The organism is Serratia sp. LSHTC3 (assembly GCF_057197125.1).
The window spans coordinates 1-22,630 of record NZ_JBXUNP010000007.1 but is presented as its reverse complement, the minus strand read 5'-3'; the positions used below and the strand labels follow the sequence as shown (position 1 = coordinate 22,630).

General features: G+C 60.1%; 26 protein-coding genes. 22 read left to right on the top strand and 4 right to left on the bottom strand.

Annotated elements, in window-relative coordinates; translation table 11 throughout:
• Window positions 1–24 precede the first annotated feature (24 nt).
• Window positions 25–258: a YheU family protein gene (locus AC2CGI_RS21460; RefSeq protein WP_004930376.1), complete on the bottom strand. Its 234-nt coding sequence runs from the start codon at window positions 256–258 to the stop codon at window positions 25–27.
• On the bottom strand, window positions 255–1,235 hold the full coding sequence (locus AC2CGI_RS21455) for a hydrolase (RefSeq protein ID WP_004930377.1): 981 nt from the start codon (window positions 1,233–1,235) through the stop codon (window positions 255–257). The genes AC2CGI_RS21460 and AC2CGI_RS21455 overlap by 4 nt, the downstream gene beginning before the upstream one ends.
• A 118-nt stretch (window positions 1,236–1,353) precedes the next feature.
• Between AC2CGI_RS21455 and AC2CGI_RS21450 the strand changes: the two genes are divergently transcribed.
• The 6 genes from AC2CGI_RS21450 (at window position 1,354) to tauD (ending at window position 6,314) form a co-directional block, all read left to right on the top strand.
• On the top strand, window positions 1,354–1,956 hold the full coding sequence (locus AC2CGI_RS21450; protein WP_076741264.1) for a LysE family translocator: 603 nt from the start codon (window positions 1,354–1,356) through the stop codon (window positions 1,954–1,956).
• Window positions 1,957–1,966: 10 nt separating this feature from the next.
• On the top strand, window positions 1,967–2,749 hold the full coding sequence (locus AC2CGI_RS21445) for a PhzF family phenazine biosynthesis protein (RefSeq protein ID WP_015379280.1): 783 nt from the start codon (window positions 1,967–1,969) through the stop codon (window positions 2,747–2,749).
• A gap of 114 nt (window positions 2,750–2,863) precedes the next feature.
• Complete coding sequence (gene tauA / locus AC2CGI_RS21440) at window positions 2,864–3,859, top strand: taurine ABC transporter substrate-binding protein (RefSeq protein WP_004930383.1); 996 nt, start codon at window positions 2,864–2,866, stop codon at window positions 3,857–3,859.
• Window positions 3,860–3,868: 9 nt separating this feature from the next.
• Entirely contained in the window at window positions 3,869–4,636 is a 768-nt protein-coding gene (tauB, locus tag AC2CGI_RS21435) for a taurine ABC transporter ATP-binding subunit (RefSeq protein WP_015379279.1), read from the top strand.
• Window positions 4,633–5,469 carry a taurine ABC transporter permease TauC gene (gene tauC / locus AC2CGI_RS21430; protein ID WP_033631937.1) on the top strand — a complete coding sequence of 279 codons (837 nt, stop codon included), beginning with the start codon at window positions 4,633–4,635 and terminating at the stop codon, window positions 5,467–5,469. Before tauB ends, tauC begins: the two co-directional genes overlap by 4 nt.
• The gene (tauD, locus tag AC2CGI_RS21425) at window positions 5,466–6,314 is read left to right on the top strand and encodes a taurine dioxygenase (protein ID WP_015379277.1); all 849 of its coding nucleotides are present in this window, start codon (window positions 5,466–5,468) and stop codon (window positions 6,312–6,314) included. The genes tauC and tauD overlap by 4 nt, the downstream gene beginning before the upstream one ends.
• A gap of 3 nt (window positions 6,315–6,317) precedes the next feature.
• On the opposite strand, the gene AC2CGI_RS21420 is transcribed toward tauD, so the two are convergent.
• On the bottom strand, window positions 6,318–8,231 hold the full coding sequence (locus tag AC2CGI_RS21420; RefSeq protein ID WP_015379276.1) for an ABC transporter ATP-binding protein: 1,914 nt from the start codon (window positions 8,229–8,231) through the stop codon (window positions 6,318–6,320).
• Window positions 8,232–8,360: 129 nt separating this feature from the next.
• Between AC2CGI_RS21420 and kefG the strand changes: the two genes are divergently transcribed.
• The 7 genes from kefG (at window position 8,361) to AC2CGI_RS21385 (ending at window position 15,498) form a co-directional block, all read left to right on the top strand.
• Window positions 8,361–8,912, top strand: a complete 552-nt coding sequence (kefG, locus tag AC2CGI_RS21415) for a glutathione-regulated potassium-efflux system ancillary protein KefG (protein ID WP_004930395.1) — start codon at window positions 8,361–8,363, stop codon at window positions 8,910–8,912.
• 2 nt (window positions 8,913–8,914) lie between these two features.
• A complete protein-coding gene (kefB, locus tag AC2CGI_RS21410; protein ID WP_015379275.1) occupies window positions 8,915–10,723 on the top strand; it encodes a glutathione-regulated potassium-efflux system protein KefB in 1,809 nt (602 codons plus the stop codon).
• A 14-nt stretch (window positions 10,724–10,737) separates the two neighbouring features.
• Window positions 10,738–10,941, top strand: a complete 204-nt coding sequence (locus AC2CGI_RS21405; protein ID WP_015379274.1) for a YheV family putative zinc ribbon protein — start codon at window positions 10,738–10,740, stop codon at window positions 10,939–10,941.
• A 112-nt stretch (window positions 10,942–11,053) separates the two neighbouring features.
• On the top strand, window positions 11,054–11,641 hold the full coding sequence (gene slyD, locus AC2CGI_RS21400; protein WP_004930407.1) for a peptidylprolyl isomerase: 588 nt from the start codon (window positions 11,054–11,056) through the stop codon (window positions 11,639–11,641).
• A 92-nt stretch (window positions 11,642–11,733) separates the two neighbouring features.
• Window positions 11,734–12,762, top strand: coding sequence for a LacI family DNA-binding transcriptional regulator (locus AC2CGI_RS21395; protein ID WP_015379273.1), 1,029 nt, complete (start codon window positions 11,734–11,736; stop codon window positions 12,760–12,762).
• A gap of 122 nt (window positions 12,763–12,884) precedes the next feature.
• On the top strand, window positions 12,885–14,324 hold the full coding sequence (gene nhaC / locus AC2CGI_RS21390; RefSeq protein WP_015379272.1) for a Na+/H+ antiporter NhaC: 1,440 nt from the start codon (window positions 12,885–12,887) through the stop codon (window positions 14,322–14,324).
• Between the two features lies 1 nt (window position 14,325).
• The gene (locus tag AC2CGI_RS21385; protein WP_021504789.1) at window positions 14,326–15,498 is read left to right on the top strand and encodes a MalY/PatB family protein; all 1,173 of its coding nucleotides are present in this window, start codon (window positions 14,326–14,328) and stop codon (window positions 15,496–15,498) included.
• Between the two features lie 15 nt (window positions 15,499–15,513).
• Here AC2CGI_RS21385 and AC2CGI_RS21380 read toward each other — a convergent pair whose 3' ends face one another.
• Window positions 15,514–15,741 carry a SlyX family protein gene (locus AC2CGI_RS21380; protein ID WP_004930414.1) on the bottom strand — a complete coding sequence of 76 codons (228 nt, stop codon included), beginning with the start codon at window positions 15,739–15,741 and terminating at the stop codon, window positions 15,514–15,516.
• Window positions 15,742–16,097: 356 nt separating this feature from the next.
• Here AC2CGI_RS21380 and fkpA point away from each other — a divergent pair, with 356 nt between their 5' ends.
• The 9 genes from fkpA to AC2CGI_RS21335 form a co-directional block, all read left to right on the top strand.
• Window positions 16,098–16,937 carry an FKBP-type peptidyl-prolyl cis-trans isomerase gene (fkpA, locus tag AC2CGI_RS21375; RefSeq protein WP_015379270.1) on the top strand — a complete coding sequence of 280 codons (840 nt, stop codon included), beginning with the start codon at window positions 16,098–16,100 and terminating at the stop codon, window positions 16,935–16,937.
• A 372-nt stretch (window positions 16,938–17,309) separates the two neighbouring features.
• Complete coding sequence (locus AC2CGI_RS21370; protein ID WP_004930418.1) at window positions 17,310–18,032, top strand: helix-turn-helix transcriptional regulator; 723 nt, start codon at window positions 17,310–17,312, stop codon at window positions 18,030–18,032.
• Window positions 18,032–18,421, top strand: coding sequence for a sulfurtransferase complex subunit TusD (tusD, locus tag AC2CGI_RS21365; protein ID WP_075684680.1), 390 nt, complete (start codon window positions 18,032–18,034; stop codon window positions 18,419–18,421). The genes AC2CGI_RS21370 and tusD overlap by 1 nt, the downstream gene beginning before the upstream one ends.
• A gap of 7 nt (window positions 18,422–18,428) precedes the next feature.
• On the top strand, window positions 18,429–18,788 hold the full coding sequence (gene tusC / locus AC2CGI_RS21360) for a sulfurtransferase complex subunit TusC (protein ID WP_044029960.1): 360 nt from the start codon (window positions 18,429–18,431) through the stop codon (window positions 18,786–18,788).
• A 9-nt stretch (window positions 18,789–18,797) separates the two neighbouring features.
• Window positions 18,798–19,085 carry a sulfurtransferase complex subunit TusB gene (tusB, locus tag AC2CGI_RS21355; protein WP_004930424.1) on the top strand — a complete coding sequence of 96 codons (288 nt, stop codon included), beginning with the start codon at window positions 18,798–18,800 and terminating at the stop codon, window positions 19,083–19,085.
• A 143-nt stretch (window positions 19,086–19,228) separates the two neighbouring features.
• Window positions 19,229–19,603, top strand: a complete 375-nt coding sequence (rpsL, locus tag AC2CGI_RS21350) for a 30S ribosomal protein S12 (protein ID WP_004930426.1) — start codon at window positions 19,229–19,231, stop codon at window positions 19,601–19,603.
• Between the two features lie 96 nt (window positions 19,604–19,699).
• Complete coding sequence (gene rpsG, locus AC2CGI_RS21345) at window positions 19,700–20,170, top strand: 30S ribosomal protein S7 (protein ID WP_004956203.1); 471 nt, start codon at window positions 19,700–19,702, stop codon at window positions 20,168–20,170.
• Window positions 20,171–20,263: 93 nt separating this feature from the next.
• Window positions 20,264–22,378: an elongation factor G gene (fusA, locus tag AC2CGI_RS21340; protein ID WP_004930429.1), complete on the top strand. Its 2,115-nt coding sequence runs from the start codon at window positions 20,264–20,266 to the stop codon at window positions 22,376–22,378.
• A gap of 70 nt (window positions 22,379–22,448) precedes the next feature.
• Window positions 22,449–22,630: GTP-binding protein (locus AC2CGI_RS21335; RefSeq protein ID WP_010287081.1), on the top strand; the 182-nt coding region annotated here is incomplete at its 3' end.

The window sequence follows — 22,630 nt, the reverse complement described above, 5'->3', positions numbered from 1 at the left end:
CGTCAGTCATAGAACCGGGCGCCACTAAATTTCTTCCTGCCCGGCGCGGAATTGGCCGCGCGGCATGATGTTGACGCTCTCATGCAGTTCCGACCACACCAGCACCACTTCGCCGTTTTTCAGCTGGCGGCGCACGTCCTCCACCTTCTGCTCCAGCGAGCGTTCGTGTTCGCCGTAATCGGTGCCTTCGCGCAGCACAAAGGATTCGATCAGGCTGTTCAGGGTGTCGGTTGCCAGTTCTTGCCAGGGAATAATCACGTCGGAATGTCCAGATAAGGGGAAAGCCAGGCCGGAATGCGATGCTCCAGCCACATGTGTGGTTTTTTCAGCGTGCCGCCGACGAAGCCGACGTGGCCGCCGAACTCAGTCAGCTGATATTCGATATTGCGCGGCAGGCCGGCGACGTCGGGGATCACCTCAGGGGTCATGAAAGGGTCGTCCTTCGCATGGATGATCAGCAGCGGCGTCTGGATAGACGGCAACAGCGGCAGGGCGCTGCAGCGGCGATAATAGTCGGTGGCGTCGCTGAAGCCGTGAATGCGCGAGGTGATGGCGTCGTCGAATTCGCGAATGCGTCGCAACCCGTTCAGCTGTGACAGTTTGAGCGGCAGAGTGTCCGGGTAGTGCAACAGCTTGCGGGTGGCGTTTTGTTTCAGCTGCCCCAGCAGGTAGCGCTGATAAACGCGGGAGAAGCCTTGCTCCATGCGGTAGGCGCAGGGTTCCAGCATCAGCGGCGCCGAGACCACCACCGCCGCCTGCAGCAGGCTGTCGGCGCCTTGCTGCGCCAGATAACAGGCCAGCATGTTGCCGCCGAGCGAAACGCCTACCGCCGCGGTTGGCACCTCACCGTAGCTGTCGCGCAGCCAGCGCAGGAAGAAACGCGCGTCTTCGGTTTCACCGGAGTGGTAGATGCGCTGCTTGCGGTTGGGCACGCCGCTGCAGCCGCGAAAGTGCATCACCACCCCGAGCCAGCCGCGCTCGCGCCAGGCGTTGAGCAGGCCGTGCGCGTAGGGGCTGTAGAAGCTGCCTTCCAGGCCATGAAACAGCACCGCGCGCGGCTTGGCGCGCGCCTGCGCCGGATCCTCGCTCCAGGCGAGATCGACGAAATCGCCGTCGGGCAATTCCAGCCGTTGCCAATGCGGTTTCAATAACACGCGGCGGCGCACCAGCCGCGGCAACAGCGTTTGCAGGTGCGGGTTACTGGCCCCTGTCAGAGGGCGAAAGGTGTTAGGCATAGGCTGAGTAAAATGTTGTGGGCGGCTATTGTGAGATCCCTAGCGCACTGTTAGCTTCAATACCAAGAATTAACAATGATACTGCAAAAAAGCGCCTTGGGTGAGGAGCACCCGTGCCATGGAACCGAGTTTATTCCTTTCGATGCTGGGCTTCCTGTGGGTCGCCGCCATCACGCCTGGCCCCAATAATATGCTGCTGACCACCTCCGGCGCTAACTTCGGCTTTATGCGATCGCTGTGGCTGATGGTCGGCATCATGCTCGGCATGCAAAGCATCTTGCTGCTGGTGGCGTTCGGCGTCGGCAGCCTGATCCTGGTCTACCCGTCGCTGCACCTGATCCTGAAAATCCTCGGCAGCCTGTACCTGCTGTGGCTGGCGTGGAAAGTCGCCACCGCCGCCTATGAAAAGCTGGAAACCGACGTGGCGCCGCCGCAGCCGGTGCGGCTGTATCAGGGCTGGCTGCTGCAGTTCCTCAACCCGAAAGCCTGGCTGATGGCGCTGGGGGCGGTGGCGAGCTTCAGCCTGGCGGGCGATAAGTACAACGGTTCCATTGCGGCGATCGCGCTGGGCATTGTGGTGGTGAACATCGTCGCCGGCATTATCTGGCTGGCGTTCGGCACCCTGATCGGTCGCCTGCTGCGCAGTAAAAAGGCCTGGGTTATCTTCAACGTTTCCATGGGGTTGTTGACTGCAGCCTGTGTGTTACTGATCTGGCATTAAGGAGTGAACGATGGCGGAAAACTATTATCACGTGGTCGCCTTTACCGGCGAAGGGTTGCGCGGCAACCCGGCCGGGGTCTGCCTGCTGACGCAGCCGCTGCCGGCGGAGCGGCTGCAGGCGATCGCTAACGAGATCGGCCTGTCGGAAACCAGCTTTGTCTGGGATGACGGCGACATGACCGCCATCCGCTGGTTTACCCCGGAACGCGAGGTCGATCTTTGCGGCCACGGCACGCTGGCGGCGGCGCATGTGATGTTCAGCGCGGTTAACCCGGCGCTGAAGGATATTCGCTTCAGATCGGCCGGCGGCGAGCTGTTCGTCAAGCGCGATGAGCGGGACGGGGAGCGGCTGGTGCTTGATTTCCCCGCCAGGCCGCCGCAGAAAGTCGCCGAACCGGCAGGCCTCGCGGCGCTGCTGGGCGTGCAGCCACAGGAAGTGTGGCAGGCGAAAGCGCTGCTGGTGGTGCTTGAAAACGAGGCGCAGGTGCGCGCGCTGCGGCCGGACATCCCGGCGCTGATCGCATTGGCCGGCCGCGCAGTGATCGTCACCGCGCCGGGTGACACCGTGGACTTCGTTTCGCGCTATTTCACGCTCGACGGCGGCGAGGATCCGGTGACCGGCTCCGCGCATTGCACGTTGATGCCCTACTGGACGGCGCGTCTCGGCCGCCATCGGCTGCACGCCCGGCAGATTTCGGCGCGCGGCGGCGAGCTGTTCTGCGAACTGCAAGGGGACCGCACGCTGCTGGGCGGCTACGCTCACGTGTTCTTGCACGGGACGATCGCGCTGTGATCCGTTTTAATATTACCTAGGGTAATAAAGAAGACTTTTTTATTCTTTTATCGCCCGTCATCGCTCAGATAAAACTGTCAGCAACTGAACAGATTTTTATCAACGGAGCGGAACATGGCGGGCAAACTCTTTTCTTTACGCAACGCGGCGCTGCTGGCGTTGTCGCTCAGCGCGGCCAGCGCCTACGCGGTGGACGTGACCGTGGCGTACCAGACGTCGGCGGAGCCGGCCAAGGTGGCGCAGGCGGAAAACAGCTTCGCCAAACAGTCCGGCGCGACCGTCGACTGGCGTAAGTTCGACAGCGGCTCCAGCGTGCTGCGCGCGCTGGCCTCCGGCGATGTGCAGATCGGCAATATCGGCTCCAGCCCACTGGCGGTGGCCGCCAGCCAGAAACTCCCCATCGAAGTGTTCCTCATCGCCTCGCAGCTCGGCAGTTCCGAAGCGCTGGTGGTGAAGAATGACATCAAAAGCCCGCAGGATCTGATCGGCAAGCGCATTGCGGTGCCGTTTATTTCCACCACCCATTACAGCCTGCTGGCTTCGCTCAAACATTGGGGCATCAAGCCTGAACAGGTGAAGATCCTCAATCTGCAGCCGCCGGCCATCGCCGCCGCCTGGCAGCGCGGCGACATCGACGGCGCTTACGTCTGGGCGCCGGTGGTCAACGAACTGGCCAAACAGGGCAAGGTGCTGACCGACTCCGCGCAGGTGGGCGAATGGGGCTCGCCGACGCTGGACGTGTGGGTGGTGCGCAAAGACTTCGCAGAGAAACATCCCGACGTAGTAACCGCCTTTGCCGCCAGCGCCCTGCAGGCGCAAAAGGCCTACCTGGCGGCACCGGAACAGTGGCTGAAAGATCCGAGCCATCTCAGCACGCTGGCGCGCCTGAGCGGCGTGCCGGAAGCGCAGGTGCCGGAACTGGTGAAGGGGAACCGATATCTGCCGGTGGCCGATCAGGTCGCCCAACTCGGCCAGCCGGTGGACAAGGCAATCCGCGATACCGCCGAATTCCTCAAGCAGCAGGGCAAGATCCCGCAGGTCGACAGCGACTACAGCGCTTACGTCACCGACCGTTTTGTGAAACAGGTGCAGGCTGCGCCGCAGTCGTAAGGAAGCAGGATGCTAAACGTCAATCATCTTTCAGCAGAGTATCAGGGGCGGCCCGCGCTGCGTGACGTGTCGTTCCAGATCGCCGCCGGGCAACTGGTGGTGGTGCTCGGCCCATCGGGCTGCGGCAAGACCACGCTGCTGAATTTGATCGCCGGGTTTATCGAGCCTTCAGCTGGCAGCATCACGCTGGATGGAACGCCCGTTCACGGCCCGGGCGCCGAACGGGGCGTGGTGTTCCAGCATGAGGGCTTACTGCCGTGGCGTAACGTGGTGGACAACGTTGAGTTCGGCCTGCAGCTGGCCGGCGTCGGCAAGGCGCAGCGCCGCCAGGTGGCGGAGCAGATGCTGCAGCGCGTGGGGCTGGCCGGTTACGAGCGGCATTTCATCTGGCAGCTTTCCGGCGGCATGCGCCAACGCGTCGGCATTGCCCGCGCCCTGGCCGCCGATCCGCGTCTGCTGTTGCTGGATGAGCCGTTCGGCGCGCTGGACGCGTTCACGCGCGAGCAGATGCAGGAGTTGTTGTTGACCATCTGGCGAGATACCGGCAAACAGGTGCTGCTGATCACCCACGATATCGAAGAGGCGGTGTTCCTCGCCAGTGAACTGTTACTGCTGTCGCCGGGGCCGGGGCAGGTGGTGGAGCGGCTGTCGCTGAACTTCGGCCAGCGCTATGCCGACGGCGAAGCCTGCCGCGCCATCAAGTCCGATCCTGAATTTATCGCGCAGCGCGAATACGTGCTGGGCAAAGTTTTCCAACAGCGCGAGGCCTTGCTATGAGCCTGCATTCCACTCTGAAGGCTGCAGCCCAGCCGCAGGGCAAAGCGGCGCGCCGTTTCAGCGTGCCGCGCAACGTTTGGTTGAGCGGCGCCACGCTGTTGACGGTGTTGATCGTCTGGTGGGGCGTGACGGCGCTGCAGCTGATCAGCCCGCTGTTCCTACCGGCGCCGCAGCAGGTATTACATCAGCTGATCACCATCGCCAGCCCGCAAGGCTTTATGGACGCCACGCTATGGCAGCATCTGGCGGCCAGCCTGGGGCGCATTTTGGTGGCGCTGCTGGCGGCGGTGATCGTCGGCATTCCGGTGGGCATCGCCATGGGGTTGAACGACACGGTGCGCGGCATCCTCGATCCGCTGATTGAGATCTATCGTCCGGTGCCGCCGTTGGCGTATTTGCCGCTGATGGTGATTTGGTTCGGCATCGGCGAAACCTCGAAGATCTTGCTGATTTATCTGGCGATTTTCGCGCCGGTGACGCTCTCCGCCGTGGCCGGCGTGCGCAGCGTGGCGCAGGTGCGGGTGCGCGCCGCCCGCGCGTTGGGCGCCACGCGTTGGCAGGTGCTGCGTTTCGTGGTGCTGCCGAGCGCGCTGCCGGAGATCCTGACCGGCATTCGCATCGGGCTGGGCGTCGGCTGGTCGACGCTGGTGGCCGCCGAACTGATCGCCGCCACGCGCGGCCTGGGATTTATGGTGCAATCCGCCGGTGAGTTTTTGGCGACCGACGTGGTGTTGGCCGGCATCGGCGTGATTGCGGTGATTGCATTTGGGTTGGAGCTGGGGCTGCGCGCCCTGCAGCGCCGATTGACCCCGTGGCATGGAGTACAGCAATGAACGAACGTCTGAATATCACCCCGCTGGGGCCTTACATCGGGGCGCTGGTGGAAAACGTCGAATTGGCCCGGCCGTTGGGCGACGGCCAGTTTGAACAGCTTTATCATGCGTTGCTCAAGCATCAGGTGCTGTTCTTCCGCAACCAGCCGATCACGCCGTTGCAGCAGCGCGATCTGGCCGGGCGCTTCGGCGATCTGCATATCCATCCGGTCTATCCGCATGCCACCGACGTGGAAGAGATCATCGTGCTCGATACTCACGACGACAATCCGCCGGACAACGACAACTGGCACACCGACGTGACCTTTATCGAGAACCCGCCGCTGGGCGCGATCCTGGCGGCCAAGACCTTGCCTGCCACCGGCGGCGATACGCTGTGGGCCAGCGGCATCGCGGCCTACGAAGCGCTGTCGGCGCCGTTCAGAACGCTGCTCGCGGGGTTGCGCGCAGAGCATGACTTCACCAAGTCGTTCCCGGAGCACAAACATCGCGGTAGCGAAGAAGAACACCAGCGTTGGCAACTGGCGGTGCAGAAAAATCCGCCGCTGCTGCATCCGGTGGTGCGCACTCACCCGGTCAGCGGCCGACAGGCGCTGTTCGTCAATGAAGGGTTCACCACGCGGATCGTGGATGTGGAGCCGAAGGAGAGCGATGCTTTACTGAATTTCCTGTTCGCTCACATCACTAAGCCGGAGTTTCAGGTGCGCTGGCGCTGGCAGGAAAATGACGTGGCGATCTGGGATAACCGCGTGACGCAGCACTACGCCAACGCGGATTATCTGCCGCAGCGGCGCATCATGCACCGCGCGACCATTCTGGGGGATAAACCTTTTTACAAGGCCTGAGGCTTAGGCTTCGAACGCCTGCGTTAACTGCTCCAGCTGTTCCTGCGCATCCAGCCAGGTCATTTCCGTCTCTTCCAGCGCGGATTTGGCTTGGCTTTGCTTTTGCAGGCAGTCGGTCAACTCGGCCTTGCGGCTGATGTCGTACAGCGCGGGATCCGCCAGCTGTTCCTCCACCGCCGCCAGTTCGGCGCCCAGTTTTTCCATCTGCTGTTCCAGCTTGGCGATCTGCTTGCGCAGCGGTTGGGTTTGCGTACGGAACTCCGCCTCGCGGCGTTTTTGATCCTTGCGCGCCTGCGCGCTGTTGCCGCCGCTCTCTTTTTCCGGCGCGTCCTGCTGGCTTTCCTGGCGCTGCAGGTCGACAAGCCACTGCTGATAATCGTCGAGATCGCCCTCGAAAGGCTCGACCTGGCCATCGTGCACCAGGTACAGATCGTCGGTGGTGGAGCGCAGCAGGTGACGGTCGTGCGATACCACCACCAACGCGCCTTCGAAATCGATCAGCGCCTCGGTCAGCGCCTGACGCATGTCGAGATCCAGGTGGTTGGTCGGTTCATCGAGCAGCAGCAGGTTCGGGCGCTGCCAGACGATCAGCGCCAGCACCAGCCGCGCCTTCTCGCCGCCGGAGAAACGCTCGGTCATTTCGCTGACCTTGTCGCCCTGGAAGCCGAAACCGCCCAGATAGTCGCGCAGCTGCTGCTCCAGCACCCTTGGGGCGATGCGGCTCAGGTGCTGCAGCGGCGATTCGTCGGCGCGCAAAAATTCCAGCTGATGCTGGGCGAAGTAACCCAGCTTGATGCCTTTCGCCAGGCCGATCTCGCCGCTCAGCGGCTCCAGGGTGCCGGCCAGCAGTTTGATCAGCGTCGATTTCCCGGCGCCGTTGCGGCCGAGCAGGCCAATGCGCGAGCCGGGCACCAGGTTCAGCTTGATTGACTTCAGGATCACTTTATCGCCATACCCGGCGCTGACTTTTTCCATGCGCAGCAGCGGGTTCGGCAGGCTTTCCGGCGGGCGGAAGCTGAAGGTGAACGGGTTGTCGACGTGCGCCGGGGCTATCAGCTCCATGCGCTCCAGCATCTTGATGCGGCTCTGCGCCTGTTTGGCCTTGGTGGCCTGTGCGCGGAAACGGTCGATATAGCTTTGCAGGTGCGCCACTTTCTCTTGCTGGTGCTGATACAGCGACTGCTGCTGCGCCAGCTTGGTAGCGCGCTGGCGTTCGAACGACGAGTAGTTGCCGGTGTACTCGTTCATCGTCTGCTGTTCGATATGCAGGATCTTGTCGACGATCGGATCGAGGAAGTCGCGGTCGTGCGAGATCAGCACCAGCGTGCCGGGATAGCTTTTCAGCCAGCGCTCCAGCCAGATCACCGCATCGAGATCCAGGTGGTTGGTCGGTTCGTCGAGCAGCAGCAGATCGGAACGGCACACCAGCGCCTGCGCCAGGTTGAGGCGCATGCGCCAGCCGCCGGAAAAGTCGCGCACCGGGCTTTGCAGCTGTTCGTTGGAGAAGCCGAGGCCGTGCAGCAGGCTGGCGGCGCGGGAACGGATGGTCCAGGCGTCGATGGCGTCCAGCTTGCCGTGCAGGGTGGCGATGGCGTGGCCGTCGTTGCGATCGTTGGCCGCCTGCAACTCGGCTTCAAGCTGGCGAAACTCGCGGTCGCCGTCGATAACATACTCGATCGCCGGCACGTCCAGCGCCGGCGTCTCCTGGTTGACCCAGGCCAGCGCCCAGTTGCCGGGGAAGGTGAAGCTGCCGCCGTCCGCCGCGATCTCGCCCTTCAGCAGCGACAACAGCGTGGATTTGCCGCAGCCGTTTTTGCCCACCAGGCCGACCTTCTGACCTGGATTAACCGTCGCCGTGGCGTTGTCCAGCAGGACGCGGATGCCGCGTCGGATTTGTAGCGAGGAGAATACAATCATAAAGCGCCGTATGTTCAGAGTATGTTAAATTATCATTAAGGTAACAGAACGCGCACCGCGCGCTGTTTTTGTCTTTGCGATGCATGGTAACGGAAAACCGCTACCCTGACGACGCTTTGGAGGGGAATGATGTCGCAGCCGCCCAAGGTCTTGCTGCTGTATGCCCATCCGGAATCTCATGACTCGGTGGCGAACCGGGTTTTGCTTCGACCGGCGCAGCAGTTGGAACATGTCACCGTGCACGATCTCTACGCGCACTATCCTGATTTTTTTATCGATATCCATCACGAACAACAGCTGCTGCGTGAGCACCAGGTCATCGTGTTTCAGCATCCTCTTTATACCTACAGCTGCCCGGCGCTGCTGAAGGAGTGGCTGGATCGCGTGCTGGCGCGCGGCTTCGCCAGCGGCGTGGGCGGCAATGCGCTGGCGGGCAAGTACTGGCGCTCGGTGATCACCACCGGCGAGCCGGAAGGCGCCTACCGTACCGGCGGTTATAACCACTATCCGATGGAAGATATCCTGCGGCCGTTCGAGCTGACCGCCGGGATGTGCCATATGCATTGGTTGACGCCGTTCGTGGTGTATTGGGCGCGGCGGCAAAAGCCGGAGGTGCTGCGCAGCCATGCGGACGCCTACGGGGACTGGCTGAGCCACCCGCTGCCGCACGGAGGACGATGATCATGGAAGGATCGACCTTACTGACCGCCATTTTGCTGTTCCTGTTCGCCGCGGTGGTGACGGTGCCGATCGCCCGTCGTCTGGGGATTGGCGCGGTGCTGGGCTATCTGATCGCCGGTATCGCCATCGGCCCGTGGGGATTGGGCTTCATTCGCGACGTTGACGAGATCCTGCACTTCTCCGAGTTGGGCGTGGTGTTCCTGATGTTCATCATCGGCCTGGAGCTGAACCCCAGCAAGCTGTGGGAGCTGCGGCGCTCGATCTTCGGCGCCGGCGCCGGCCAGGTGTTGATCACCGCGGCGGTGCTGGGCGCGTTGCTGTACCTGACGCACTTCGCCTGGCAGGCGGCGGTGATAGGCGGTATCGGCCTGGCGATGTCTTCCACCGCCATGGCGCTGCAGCTGATGCGCGAAAAGGGCATGAATCGCAACGAAGGCGGGCAGTTGGGTTTCTCGGTGCTGCTGTTCCAGGATATGGCGGTGATCCCGGCGCTGGCGTTGATCCCCATTCTGGCCGGCGCCGGCGGCACCAGCGACGACTGGGCGAAGATCGCGCTCAAGGTGGCGGCGTTCGGCGGCATGCTGATCGGTGGCCGCTTCCTGCTGCGGCCGCTGTTCCGCTATATCGCCGCTTCCGGCGTGCGCGAGATCTTCACTGCCGCTGCGCTGTTGCTGGTGCTCGGCTCGGCGCTGTTTATGGAGACGCTTGGCCTGTCGATGGCGCTCGGCACCTTCATTGCCGGCGTGCTGCTGGCGGAGAGCGAATACCGCCACGAACTGGAGATCTCCATCGAGCCGTTTAAAGGGCTGCTGCTGGGGCTGTTCTTTATCTCGGTAGGCATGGTGTTGAATATCGGCGTGCTCTACACCCATCTGGCCGAGGTGTTGATCGGCGTACTGGCGCTGGTGGCGGTGAAATCTGGCGTGCTCTACGGCGTGTCGCGCCTGTTCGGCCTGCGTAGTTCGGTGCGCCTGCAGTTTGCCGGCGTGCTCAGCCAGGGCGGTGAGTTTGCCTTCGTGCTGTTTTCTGCGGCGGGCGCGCAAAAGGTGCTGCAGCCGGATCAACTCTCTTTGCTGTTGGTGGTAGTGACGCTGTCGATGATGACCACACCGTTACTCATGCAGGCCATCGACCGCATTTTGGCGCGCCGCTATAACGCCAAAGGCGAAGACGAGGAGACGCCGTACGTAGAGGACGACGATCCTCAGGTGATCATCGTTGGCTTCGGGCGTTTCGGCCAGGTGATCGGCCGCCTGTTGATGGCCAACAAAATGCGCATTACCGTACTGGAACGCGACGTCAGCGCCGTCGGGGTGCTGCGGCGTTACGGATATCAGGTTTATTACGGCGACGCCACCGAGTTGGAGCTGTTGCGCGCGGCGGGCGCCGAAAAGGCCAAGTCGATCGTGATCACCTGCAATGAGCCGGAAGACACCATGGAGATCGTGCGGCTGTGCCAGCAGCACTTCCCGAATCTGAGTATTCTGGCGCGGGCACGCGGCCGCGTGGAGGCGCATGAGTTGCTGCAGGCGGGCGTGAAACAGTTCAGCCGCGAAACCTTCTCCAGCGCGCTGGAACTGGGGCGCAAGGCGTTGATGGAGTTGGGCATGCACCCCCATCAGGCCTTCCGCGCCCAGCAGCATTTCCGCCGCCTGGATATGCGCATGCTGCGTGAACTGATGCCGCCGCATCAGGGCGACGTGGCGCAAATTTCCCGCGTGAAAGAGGCGCGGCGCGAGCTGGAAGAGCTGTTCCATCGCGAAATGCAAAAAGAAAGTCGCCAGTTTGACGGCTGGGATGAATACGAATAAGCGGGAGCATAACGATGTCTGCAACACGTAAGAGATTTATCGCCGGGGCGGTGTGCCCAAGCTGTAGCGCCATGGATACGCTGGCGGTGTGGCGGGAGGATCAGGTGGAAGTGGTGGAGTGCGTCAAGTGCGGCCATCACCAGCGCCAGACCGAGCAACAGGTGGAAAAACACGTTCGCCCGCAAGAGCAGGTGATCGGCATTTTTCAGCCGAAGTAGCGTTTTTTTATCCCGGAGGGTACAGCGAGGCAGATTTCCGTTACAATCTGTCCGGAAAAGGCGCGCATCCCGATAACGGTGCGCGTCCTAGTAGCCAACGGTAGGAGATATCATGAAAGTAGCAAAAGACTTGGTGGTCAGCCTGGCTTACCAAGTACGTACAGAAGACGGTGTTTTGGTTGATGAGTCTCCGGTGAGCGCACCGCTGGACTATCTGCACGGGCATGGTTCTCTGATCGCAGGTCTGGAAAAAGCGCTCGAAGGCCACGACGTTGGCGATCGTTTTGACGTTCACGTCGGCGCGAACGACGCGTACGGCAACTACGACGAAAACCTGGTGCAGCGCGTACCGAAAGACGTCTTCATGGGCGTTGACGAACTGCAGGTCGGCATGCGTTTCCTGGCTGACACCGATCAGGGCCCGGTACCGGTTGAAATCACCGAAGTTGACGGCGACCACGTGGTGGTTGACGGCAACCACATGCTGGCCGGCCAAAACCTGAACTTCAACGTGGAAGTTGTCGCGATCCGCGAAGCGACCGCAGAAGAACTGGCGCACGGTCACGTACACGGCGAGCACGACCATCACCACGAACACGGTGAAGGCTGCTGCGGCGGTCACGGCCACAGCCACGATCACGACCATGGTCACGACCACGGTAAAGGCGGTTGCGGTAACGGCGGTTGCGGCTGCCACTAAGCAGAACGCGATCACGAGACAAGAGGGCGGCCATCGGCTGCCCTTTTTTATGCGCGGCGCACCGGGCGCCGAACGGCACAACAGGACATGCCATGGCCACCATGAAAGACGTTGCGCGGCGCGCCGGCGTTTCCACGGCCACCGTCAGCCGGGTGATCAATAATACCGCCTACGTTGAACCGGTGACCCGCGAACGCGTCGAGAAGGCGATGCGCGAGTTTAACTACCACCGCAACGCCGCCGCGCTGGCGCTGGCGAAAAGAAGCGGCAATATGCTGGGGTTGCTGACCGGCAACCTCGACGATCCGTTTTTTTCACGCCTGGCGCGGGGCGTGGAAGACATCACGCGACAGGCCGGCGTGCGTTTGATGTTGTGCAGCGGCGGGCATCAGGCCGAACTGGAAAAAAGCGGCCTCGACTTTCTCATCAATCAGGGATGCGAAGCCATCGTGGCGCACGTCACGCGCATGGGGGAGGAGGAGCTGCTGCGCTACGCCGCCCACACGCCCGCGCTGGTGCTGATCAACCGTTACCTGCCCGCCATCGCCAACCGTTGCATCTGGCTCGACAACGCCAATGCGGCGCAGACGGCGACCAAGCTGCTCATTCGTCAGGGGCATCGGAGAATCGCCTGCGTGACGACGGATCTGCCGATCGACGACCGCGCGCAGCGGTTAGCGGGTTACCGCCAGGCCATGGCCGCCGGCGGCATTGAGGTGCCCGGCAGCTGGATCATCAGCGTGCCCTTCAATGAAAGAGGGGGCGAACTGGCGGCCGAGCGCGTTCTGGCCAGCGACCAACGCTTCACCGCCGCAGTGACGTTCAACGACGTGATGGCCGCCGGCATGATGCGCACCTGCCACCAACGGCAAGTTCAGTTGCCTGAAGCGCTGTCAATCGTCGGTTTTGACGACATTGCCCTGGCGAAATATCTCCACCCCGCGTTGACCACCGTGCATTACCCCATCGAAAAAATGGCCCGCCGCGCCGCGCGTCTGGCGCTACAAATCCACAGCGGCAGCGACGTCGCGCCGCAGAACAACCGCTTTTCGGCCGAACTTATCCTGCGAGACTCCGTCGCCGATGGTGAGAGGACTGAGCAAAGCAAGCGCGGCGAATGAGAGGCGGCTCACATAACGCCATCTCATGAAACCGATTACATGGCCAGTGGCCTGCGCTCACATCCTCCGATTACCGAAGCCATTACGCTGTTGCAGTACCCCCTCTTCAACAGGAGCCGTATATGGATAATAAGAAAACGCTCAACCTTGGGCTGGCGACGCTGCCGATTGTGGCCATGCTGTTGCTGCTCATCATCGGCTATGGCCAGTTTGGCCTGCGCATTGAACCGCTGCTGCTGGCTTCCGCCGCCATCGCCGCCGCGTTGGCCTGGTGGCAAGGCTACCGCTGGGATGACATCATCGGGGCCATCGTGGCCAAGCTGGCTAAGGCAATGCCGGTGATCATGATCCTGATCTGCGTGGGCGGGCTGATCGGCACCTGGATGATCAGCGGCACAATCCCTTACATGGTGTATTGGGGGCTGAAGCTGATTAGCCCGCAATACATTCTGATCGCCGCGTTCTTCATCACCAGCGTGATCTCGGTGTGCACCGGTACCTCGTGGGGGGCGGCCGGCACCGTGGGCGTGGCGCTGATGGGCGTGGCCGCCGGTCTGGACGTGCCGCTGGCCGCCGCGGCCGGGGCGGTGGTGTCCGGCGCCTACTTCGGCGACAAAATTTCCCCGTTGTCCGATTCGACGAACTTCGCGGCTATCGTCGCGGATACCGATCTCTACAGCCATATCCAGCATCTGATGTACACGACGCTGCCGAGCTTCATCCTGGCCGCCGTGGTGTACCTGATCGCCGGCCACACCGGCGCGGTGGGCAGCGTGGCAACGCCGGAAAAAGTGACCGAAATCGTCAGCGCGCTTGAGGGGTTGTACCATTTCAATCTGCTGTTGATCCTGCCGCCGGTGCTGGTGCTGTGGGGCGCGGTGACCAAACGGCCGGTGATCCCCGTCATGCTGGCCGCCTGCGCGCTGGCGATCGCCATCGGCGTCGCGCTGCAGGGTTTTAGCCTGCAACAGGGGCTGAATGCGTTGATGGACGGTTTCAATCTGTCGATGTTCGCCAGCCAGGGCCATAACGTTGAAGGGATCGTCGCCGATGTGCCGCGCCTGCTGAACCGCGGCGGCATGTTCTCGATGATGAGTACGATCCTGCTGGTGTTCTGCGCCTTTTCCTTCGCCGGCGCCTTGACGCTGACCGGCGCGCTGACGGTGATCATCAGCCGGCTGCTGAAAGTGGTGCACACCACCGGCCAGCTGATCGCCGCTACCGTTGCCACCACCATCCTGGTGACCGGCGCGACCAGCGACGGCAAGCTGGCGCTGCTGATCCCGGCGGAGCTGTTCAAAGGGGCCTATCGACGCATGGGGCTGGACAACAAAAACCTGTCGCGCACCGTCGAAGATGCGGGCACCGTCATCGAGCCGCTGATCCCGTGGACGGCCGCCGGTATTTACATGGCGACCACGCTGGGAGTGAGCACGCTCGATCTGCTGCCGTGGGCGATCCAATGTTATGTCGCAGTGGTGTTCGCCCTGATTTATGGCTTCACCGGCTTCGGTATCGCCAAACTCCAACCTCAGAACGACTTGCAGCGTAAGGAAGCCTGACATGACGAGTCATTTCAACGCCATCATCGATCGCCACAATACCGGCTCCGTGAAGTGGGACTTCATCGACCGCTATCTGCAACTGGACGGCAGCGAATTGTTGCCGATGTGGGTGTCCGATTTCGACTTTCCATGCCCGCCGGAGGTGCAACAGGCGCTGCATCAGCGGGTGGACCACGGCGTCTTTGGCTACAGCGAACGCGACGACGCCTACTACCAGGCGGCGATCGACTGGTTTGCCAAGCGGCACGACCTGCCGCTGCGGCGCGAGTGGTTCACGTCGATTGAAGGGGTGGTGCCGGGGTTGGCGATGCTGATCCAACTGCTCAGCAAGCCGGGGGACGGCGTGGTGGTGCAGGGGCCGTACTATGGCTCGTTCGCCAAGATAGTCACCATGAACGGCAGAGAGGTGATTGAAAATCCGCTGCTGGAAACCCCGCAGGGATACCGGATCGATTTCGACCGGCTGGCCGCCTGCCTGGCGCAGCGCAAACCGCCGCTGTTGTTGCTGTGCAATCCGCACAATCCGACCGGCCGTTGCTGGCGCCGCGAGGAACTGGAGCGGCTCATGGCGATCTGCCACGCCCACGATGTCACGGTGATCTCCGATGAAATTTGGGCCGATCTGCTGCTGCCCGGCGAGACGTTTACATCGGTGTTGCATCTGGACGAGGAATATCGCGAGCGGGTGATTGCGGCGACGTCCGCCAGCAAAACCTTCGGACTCTCTTCGCTGCGCATTTCGAATTTCCTGATCCCCAATGCCCGGCTGCGGCAGGCGTTTGTCGATCGGCTGAACGCCCACGGGCTGGATGTATTCAACGCGCTGTCGATGACGGCGGCGACCGCGGCCTATCAACGGGGCGCTGCCTGGCTTGATGAGCTGCTCGACTACCTGGCGGAGAATCGGCGCTGGTTTGAGCAGGCGCTGGCGGCCGCCGCGCCCTGGTGCACGATGACCCAGGCTGAAGGGACTTATCTCGCCTGGCTGGATTGCCGTGCACTGGGTTTGAACGATGCTGACTTACAGCAGGCGCTGGTGGCGGTGGCGAAGCTGGCGCCGTCGATGGGCAGCGGTTTCGGCCCGCAGGGGAGCGGTTTTATCCGCATCAACCTGGGGTGCCCGCGCCGCTATCTCGAGCGTGCCGTCGACGGGCTGGCACGCCTGAAATAACCGCGCAGCGGGCCCTCAATAGTGCGGCGGAGGGGTTTCTTCCGATTGCGAGGCGATCATTGAGGTTTGGGTCGAGCGCAGCTTGTCGGTCAACATGCGCAGGTGTTCGCGCATCTTCAGCATTTCCATTTGATGCTGGATGACGGTCTGGTTGAGCTCTTCGATGGTGAGCTCTTGGAAGGCCTGGCGGCTCTCCAGTTCTTCAAGCCGCTGTAGCAGGCGTTGAATGTCGGCGTTGTGCATGAGGCTACCTCTGACGCGATAAAATCCTGATTCGGCGCTATGGTAACAGCTGACGCCGGGTTTGCTCGCGCTATTTCTCCAGGCGGCGCGCAACGTTGCGATCGGCAGTGTAAAGTGCTGAAAAGTTGCACGCCCGATACGCCGTTTTTTGCTAACCTCGCCGAATATTCTGCAAGAAAAATCTGATTTATCATGCGAGTAGCACACAGGGGGAAACTTCTTGGCAAAGCGGGAGTCACACTTTGACTCGATTGGTTACCTGTGCGACTGTTTTGTTTTGTTTCAGGCAGCTATAGTAGCCCGGTTATCTTACCTAATGATTGTTTGGGGCATTGCTTCAGACACTGGAGAAATGGATGAAATCTTTGTTTAAAGTCACGCTTCTGGCAACCACCATGGCTTTTGCTCTGAATGCGACCCAGGTCATGGCAGCCGATGCCGCCAAACCGGCAGAAGCCGCTAAACCAGCGGACGCGGCGGCAGCACCGAGCACCGGCAAGTTCAAAAACGACGACGAGCAAGCCGCTTACGCACTGGGCGCCTCTCTCGGCCGTTACATGGACAACTCTCTGAAAGAGCAAGAGAAGCTGGGCATCAAGCTGGACAAAGATCAGCTGATCGCCGGCGTTCAGGACGCGTTCGCCAACAAGAGCAAGCTGAACGACGCCGACATCGAGAAGACCCTTCAGGGCTTCGAAGCGCGCGTGAAGGCTTCCGCTCAGGCGAAGATGGAACAGGACGCCAAGGACAACGAAACCAAAGGCGCCAAGTACCGCGACAGCTTCGCGAAAGAAAAAGGCGTGAAGAAAACCGAATCCGGCCTGCTGTACCAGGTAGAGAAACCGGGCGCGGGTGAAGCACCGAAAGACAGCGACACCGTGGTAGTAAACTACAAAGGCACCCTGACCGACGGTACTGAGTTCGATAACTCCTACACCCGCGGCGAGCCGCTGTCGTTCCGTCTGGATGGCGTGATCCCGGGCTGGACCGAAGGCCTGAAGCACATCAAGAAAGGCGGCAAAATCAAGCTGGTGATCCCGCCGGCATTGGCCTACGGCAAAACCGGCGTTCCGGGCATCCCGGCTAACTCCACGCTGGTGTTCGACGTTGAGCTGCTGGACGTGAAAGCGGCGCCGAAAGCCGACGCTAAAGCCGAAAAATCGGCTGACGCGAAAGCAGACGCTAAAGCGAAATAATCTCGTCGCTCTGTTTGCCACCGCCGCGGATGCCCTCCGCGGCGGTTTTCATTTCGACCGCCGCCGCTTCTCTCTCCATTGAACGCTTGACGCCTGCCGGGCATCGGGCTTAACGTCAATACCACGCGCAAACGCAAGGACTTTGCTCCGGCCGCTTTGCTAGACTAATAATTCTGACTTATCAGTCATGCGTCTGCCCCTTAGGGCGTGTACCTAAAATTGTTCCCGGCCGCCTCGCCCGCGGATGTCATCGTGCCGTTTATGCTGCTCTCAGCCAGCCGCGCTGCGGCGTGCCGACGACGGCAGCGATCCGGTCCGAGCGGTTTTAGCTGCGCCCCCTGGCACAGGCGATCTATGAGGGTGGTATCTTCGATGTCGAATTCGCTTTTATCCAGCGAAGCCAGCGAACTTGATTTGCTGAATGAACGTCCGTTTACTCAAACGGATCATGAAATCCTGAAATCCTATGAAGCGGTGGTCGATGGGCTGGCGATGTTGATCGGCGGCCACTGCGAGATCGTATTGCACGCGCTGGAAGACCTGAACAGTTCGGCGGTGCGCATCGCCAACGGGGAACATACCGGGCGTAAAATCGGTTCGCCGATCACCGACCTGGCGCTGCGCATGCTGCACGACATGGCCGGCGACGACAGCAGCGTGTCGAAAGCCTACTTCACCCGCGCCAAGAGCGGCGTGCTGATGAAGTCGGTGACCATCGCCATTCGCAATCGCGAACAGCGGGTAATCGGCCTGCTGTGCATCAACATGAACCTCGATGTGCCGTTCTCGCAGATTATGCAGACCTTTATGCCGCCGGCCACGCAGGACGTGCCGTCGTCGGTGAATTTCGCCTCTTCAGTCGACGATCTGGTGGCGCAGACGCTGGAGTTCACCATCGAAGAGGTGAATGCCGATCGCTCGGTATCCAATAACGCCAAGAACCGCCAGGTAGTGCTAAACCTCTATGAGAAAGGCATCTTCGACATCAAGGATGCGATCAATCAGGTGGCGGATCGCCTGAATATCTCCAAACACACCGTGTATTTGTACATCCGCCAGTTCAAGAGCGGCGATCTGTTGGGAAGCGACCGTTGATGCTCGATTATTGTCTATTGGTCACCGGTCCGGCTTACGGCACGCAGCAGGCCAGCAGCGCCTATCAGTTCGCTCAGGCCCTGCTGGCGAAAGGACACCGGCTTTCCAGCGTCTTTTTCTACCGCGAAGGGGTGTTGAACGCCAACCAGCTGACCGCACCCGCCAGCGACGAGTTCGATCTGGTGCGCGCTTGGGCGCAGCTGGCTCAGCAACACGGCGTGGCGCTCAACGTCTGCGTGGCCGCCGCGTTGCGCCGCGGCGTCACCGACGAGCAGGAGGCGGCGCAGCAGGGGCTGGCAAGCGCCAACCTGCAGCCCGGTTTTACCCTGAGCGGGTTGGGTTCCCTGGCCGAAGCGTCGCTAAGTTGCGACCGTCTGGTGCAGTTCTGAGGATAGGATGAAACGAGTCGCTTTTGTTTTCACCCATGGGCCGCACGGCGGCGCCAGCGGCAGGGAAGGGCTGGATGCGCTGCTCGCCACGTCGGCGCTCAGTGAAGATGTGGGGGTGTTTTTTGTCGGCGATGGCGTATTGCAGCTGTTGCCGGGCCAACAGCCGGAAAAGATTTTGGCGCGCAATTACATTGCCACCTTTGGCGTGCTGCCGCTGTATGACGTGGAGCGGTGCTATCTGTGCCAGGCTTCACTGCAGGAACGCGGACTGAGCCAGGTGACCGATTGGGTGCTGGACGCCGAGGTGCTGGCGCCGGACGAGCTGCGCCGCGAACTGGACGGCTACGACGCCGTGATGACGTTTTAGGATCCTCTGATGCTGTATACCCTGAGCCATTCGCCAAACCAATGTGACCTGCCTGCGCTGCTGCGCCTGACGGCGCAGGGCGACGCGCTGTTGCTGCTGCAGGACGGCGTGCTGGCAGGCCTTGCCGGCAGCGCTCATCTTGAATTGCTGCTCGCCGCCCCCATATCCCTTTATGCGCTGCAGGACGACCTGGAAGCCCGGGGATTGGTTGGTCATTTTTCGCACAAAATCACTGTCGTCGGCTATAATCACTTCGTTGAATTAACCGAACAACACCGCAGCCAAATGGCCTGGTGATGAGAGTGATGTTGTATATTTCTTGACACCCATACTGGTCAGCCATAAAATTCTGCGTCCTCGTACTTTGCCAGTAGTGCATACGAGGGGATTTATCACATGTTTACGAAGCTAGTACGAAGCAAAAACCAGGAGCTTTTTTAATGGCAACAATTAACCAGCTGGTTCGCAAACCACGCTCTGTGAAGGCTGCTAAAAGCAACGTTCCAGCGCTGGAAGCCTGCCCGCAGAAACGTGGCGTATGCACCCGCGTATATACCACTACCCCGAAAAAACCAAACTCCGCACTGCGTAAAGTTTGCCGTGTGCGTTTGACCAACGGTTTCGAAGTGACTTCCTACATCGGTGGCGAAGGCCACAACCTGCAGGAACACTCCGTAATCCTGATCCGTGGCGGTCGTGTAAAAGACTTGCCAGGTGTGCGTTACCACACCGTCCGTGGTGCACTTGACTGCTCCGGTGTTAAAGACCGTAAGCAAGCTCGTTCCAAGTACGGCGTGAAGAAGCCAAAGGCTTAATGGTTCTCCGTTAAGTAAGGCCAAACGTTTTAACTTTAATGTCAAAATAAACTCGTAGAGTTTTGGACAATCCTGAATTAACAACGGAGTATTTCCATGCCACGTCGTCGCGTAATCGGCCAACGTAAAATCCTGCCAGATCCTAAGTTCGGATCTGAGCTGCTGGCCAAATTTGTAAATATCCTGATGGTAGACGGTAAAAAATCTACTGCAGAAGCAATCGTCTATACCGCGCTGGAGACCCTGGCTCAGCGTTCTGGTAAAGATCACCTGGAAGCTTTCGAAGTCGCTCTCGACAACGTTCGCCCGACTGTAGAAGTTAAGTCGCGTCGCGTTGGCGGTTCTACTTATCAGGTACCAGTTGAAGTCCGCCCGGTTCGTCGTAATGCTCTGGCAATGCGTTGGATCGTTGATGCTGCACGTAAACGCGGTGATAAATCCATGGCTCTGCGCCTGGCGAACGAGCTGTCTGACGCAGCAGAGAACAAAGGTTCTGCTGTTAAGAAGCGTGAAGACGTTCACCGTATGGCCGAAGCCAACAAGGCGTTCGCCCACTACCGCTGGTAATCATCCGGCTGTAGTCATGCTAACCAAGCGGGCGCGTCAAATCGGCCCGCTTGGGTTAACTGAACTTGAACGCCCTAGGAATAGAGGAATCAAATGGCTCGTACAACACCCATTGCACGCTACCGTAACATCGGTATCAGTGCTCACATCGACGCCGGTAAAACCACCACTACCGAACGTATTCTGTTCTACACCGGTGTAAACCACAAAATCGGTGAAGTTCATGACGGCGCTGCCACCATGGACTGGATGGAACAGGAGCAGGAGCGTGGTATTACCATCACTTCTGCAGCGACTACTGCCTTCTGGTCTGGTATGGCCAAGCAGTTCGAACCGCATCGCGTAAACATCATCGACACCCCAGGGCACGTTGACTTCACCATCGAAGTAGAACGTTCCATGCGTGTGCTGGATGGCGCGGTAATGGTTTACTGTGCTGTTGGTGGTGTTCAGCCACAGTCTGAAACCGTATGGCGTCAGGCTAACAAATACAAAGTGCCACGTATCGCGTTCGTTAACAAAATGGACCGTATGGGCGCTAACTTCCTGAAAGTTGTAGGCCAGATCAAAACTCGTCTGGGCGCCAACCCTGTTCCTCTGCAGCTGGCTATCGGCGCAGAAGACAAATTCACCGGCGTTATCGACCTGGTGAAGATGAAGGCGATCAACTGGAACGAAGAAGACGCAGGCGTAACCTTCGAATACGAAGACGTGCCGGCTGACATGATGGATCTGGCTGAAGAATGGCGCCAGAACCTGATCGAGTCCGCTGCGGAAGCTTCCGAAGAGCTGATGGAAAAATACCTGGGCGGCGAAGAGCTGACCGAGGAAGAAATCAAATCCGCTCTGCGTCAGCGCGTGCTGAACAACGAAATCATCCTGGTTACCTGTGGTTCTGCGTTCAAGAACAAAGGCGTACAGGCGATGCTGGATGCGGTAATCGAATACCTGCCGGCACCAACTGACGTTCCTGCGATCAACGGTATCCTGGACGATGGCAAAGACACTCCGGCTGAGCGTCACGCAAGTGATGACGAGCCGTTCTCTGCGCTGGCGTTCAAAATCGCTACCGACCCGTTCGTGGGTAACCTGACCTTCTTCCGCGTGTACTCCGGCGTTGTTAACTCCGGCGACACCGTGCTGAACTCCGTTAAGGCTGCGCGCGAGCGTTTCGGCCGTATCGTTCAGATGCACGCCAACAAGCGTGAAGAGATCAAAGAAGTTCGCGCAGGCGACATCGCCGCTGCGATCGGTCTGAAAGACGTGACCACCGGGGACACCCTGTGTGATCCAGACTCTCCAATCATCCTGGAGCGTATGGAATTCCCTGAGCCGGTAATCTCTATCGCCGTTGAACCAAAAACCAAAGCTGACCAAGAAAAAATGGGTCTGGCTCTGGGCCGTCTGGCTAAAGAAGACCCGTCATTCCGCGTATGGACTGACGAAGAGTCTAACCAGACCATCATCGCCGGTATGGGTGAACTGCACCTCGACATCATCGTTGACCGCATGAAGCGTGAATTCAACGTTGAAGCTAACGTGGGCAAACCTCAGGTAGCTTACCGCGAAGCGATTCGCGCGAAGATTACCGATGTTGAAGGTAAGCACGCCAAGCAGTCTGGTGGTCGCGGTCAGTACGGTCACGTTGTGATCGACATGTACCCACTGGAGCCGGGCTCTAACCCGAAAGGTTACGAGTTCATCAACGACATCAAAGGTGGTGTAATTCCTGGCGAATACATCCCTGCCGTTGATAAAGGCATCCAGGAGCAGCTGAAGTCTGGTCCGTTGGCTGGTTACCCGGTAGTAGACATGGGTATTCGTCTGCACTTCGGTTCTTACCACGACGTTGACTCCTCTGAACTGGCGTTTAAACTGGCCGCGTCTATCGCCTTTAAAGAAGGCTTTAAGAAAGCGAAACCAGTTCTGCTTGAGCCTATCATGAAGGTTGAAGTTGAGACTCCAGAAGAGAACACCGGTGACGTTATCGGTGACTTGAGCCGTCGTCGCGGCATGCTGCGCGGTCAGGAATCTGAAGTGACTGGCGTTAAGATCCACGCTGAAGTACCGTTGTCCGAAATGTTCGGCTACGCAACTCAGCTGCGTTCTCTGACTAAAGGTCGCGCATCATACACCATGGAATTCCTGAAGTATGATGATGCACCGAACAACGTCGCTCAGGCCGTAATCGAAGCCCGTGGCAAATAAGCCGCAGGGTTAAAACCAAAGTCCCGTGCTCTCTCCAGAAGGGGAGAGCGCTATAGTAAGGAATATAGCCGTGTCTAAAGAAAAATTTGAACGTACAAAACCGCACGTTAACGTTGGTACTATCGGCCACGTTGACCACGGTAAAACTACCCTGACTGCAGCGATCACCACCGTTCTGGCTAAAACCTACGGCGGTTCTGCACGTGCTTTCGACCAGATCGATAACGCGCCAGAAGAAAAAGCTCGTGGTAT

What these genes read in the sequence shown, in the direction of transcription:
- nhaC (WP_015379272.1), top strand. Translation starts at nt 12,885, where the DNA reads ATGGATAATAAGAAAACGCTCAACCTTGGGCTGGCGACGCTGCCGATT.
- rpsG (WP_004956203.1), top strand. Translation starts at nt 19,700, where the DNA reads ATGCCACGTCGTCGCGTAATCGGCCAACGTAAAATCCTGCCAGATCCT.
- tauC (WP_033631937.1), top strand. Translation starts at nt 4,633, where the DNA reads ATGAGCCTGCATTCCACTCTGAAGGCTGCAGCCCAGCCGCAGGGCAAA.
- tauB (WP_015379279.1), top strand. Translation starts at nt 3,869, where the DNA reads ATGCTAAACGTCAATCATCTTTCAGCAGAGTATCAGGGGCGGCCCGCG.
- rpsL (WP_004930426.1), top strand. Translation starts at nt 19,229, where the DNA reads ATGGCAACAATTAACCAGCTGGTTCGCAAACCACGCTCTGTGAAGGCT.
- fkpA (WP_015379270.1), top strand. Translation starts at nt 16,098, where the DNA reads ATGAAATCTTTGTTTAAAGTCACGCTTCTGGCAACCACCATGGCTTTT.
- AC2CGI_RS21370 (WP_004930418.1), top strand. Translation starts at nt 17,310, where the DNA reads ATGTCGAATTCGCTTTTATCCAGCGAAGCCAGCGAACTTGATTTGCTG.
- tusB (WP_004930424.1), top strand. Translation starts at nt 18,798, where the DNA reads ATGCTGTATACCCTGAGCCATTCGCCAAACCAATGTGACCTGCCTGCG.
- AC2CGI_RS21385 (WP_021504789.1), top strand. Translation starts at nt 14,326, where the DNA reads ATGACGAGTCATTTCAACGCCATCATCGATCGCCACAATACCGGCTCC.
- AC2CGI_RS21395 (WP_015379273.1), top strand. Translation starts at nt 11,734, where the DNA reads ATGGCCACCATGAAAGACGTTGCGCGGCGCGCCGGCGTTTCCACGGCC.
- tauD (WP_015379277.1), top strand. Translation starts at nt 5,466, where the DNA reads ATGAACGAACGTCTGAATATCACCCCGCTGGGGCCTTACATCGGGGCG.
- fusA (WP_004930429.1), top strand. Translation starts at nt 20,264, where the DNA reads ATGGCTCGTACAACACCCATTGCACGCTACCGTAACATCGGTATCAGT.
- tusD (WP_075684680.1), top strand. Translation starts at nt 18,032, where the DNA reads ATGCTCGATTATTGTCTATTGGTCACCGGTCCGGCTTACGGCACGCAG.
- AC2CGI_RS21405 (WP_015379274.1), top strand. Translation starts at nt 10,738, where the DNA reads ATGTCTGCAACACGTAAGAGATTTATCGCCGGGGCGGTGTGCCCAAGC.
- AC2CGI_RS21450 (WP_076741264.1), top strand. Translation starts at nt 1,354, where the DNA reads ATGGAACCGAGTTTATTCCTTTCGATGCTGGGCTTCCTGTGGGTCGCC.
- tusC (WP_044029960.1), top strand. Translation starts at nt 18,429, where the DNA reads ATGAAACGAGTCGCTTTTGTTTTCACCCATGGGCCGCACGGCGGCGCC.
- AC2CGI_RS21380 (WP_004930414.1), bottom strand. Translation starts at nt 15,741, where the DNA reads ATGCACAACGCCGACATTCAACGCCTGCTACAGCGGCTTGAAGAACTG.
- AC2CGI_RS21420 (WP_015379276.1), bottom strand. Translation starts at nt 8,231, where the DNA reads ATGATTGTATTCTCCTCGCTACAAATCCGACGCGGCATCCGCGTCCTG.
- tauA (WP_004930383.1), top strand. Translation starts at nt 2,864, where the DNA reads ATGGCGGGCAAACTCTTTTCTTTACGCAACGCGGCGCTGCTGGCGTTG.
- kefB (WP_015379275.1), top strand. Translation starts at nt 8,915, where the DNA reads ATGGAAGGATCGACCTTACTGACCGCCATTTTGCTGTTCCTGTTCGCC.
- AC2CGI_RS21445 (WP_015379280.1), top strand. Translation starts at nt 1,967, where the DNA reads ATGGCGGAAAACTATTATCACGTGGTCGCCTTTACCGGCGAAGGGTTG.
- AC2CGI_RS21455 (WP_004930377.1), bottom strand. Translation starts at nt 1,235, where the DNA reads ATGCCTAACACCTTTCGCCCTCTGACAGGGGCCAGTAACCCGCACCTG.
- kefG (WP_004930395.1), top strand. Translation starts at nt 8,361, where the DNA reads ATGTCGCAGCCGCCCAAGGTCTTGCTGCTGTATGCCCATCCGGAATCT.
- slyD (WP_004930407.1), top strand. Translation starts at nt 11,054, where the DNA reads ATGAAAGTAGCAAAAGACTTGGTGGTCAGCCTGGCTTACCAAGTACGT.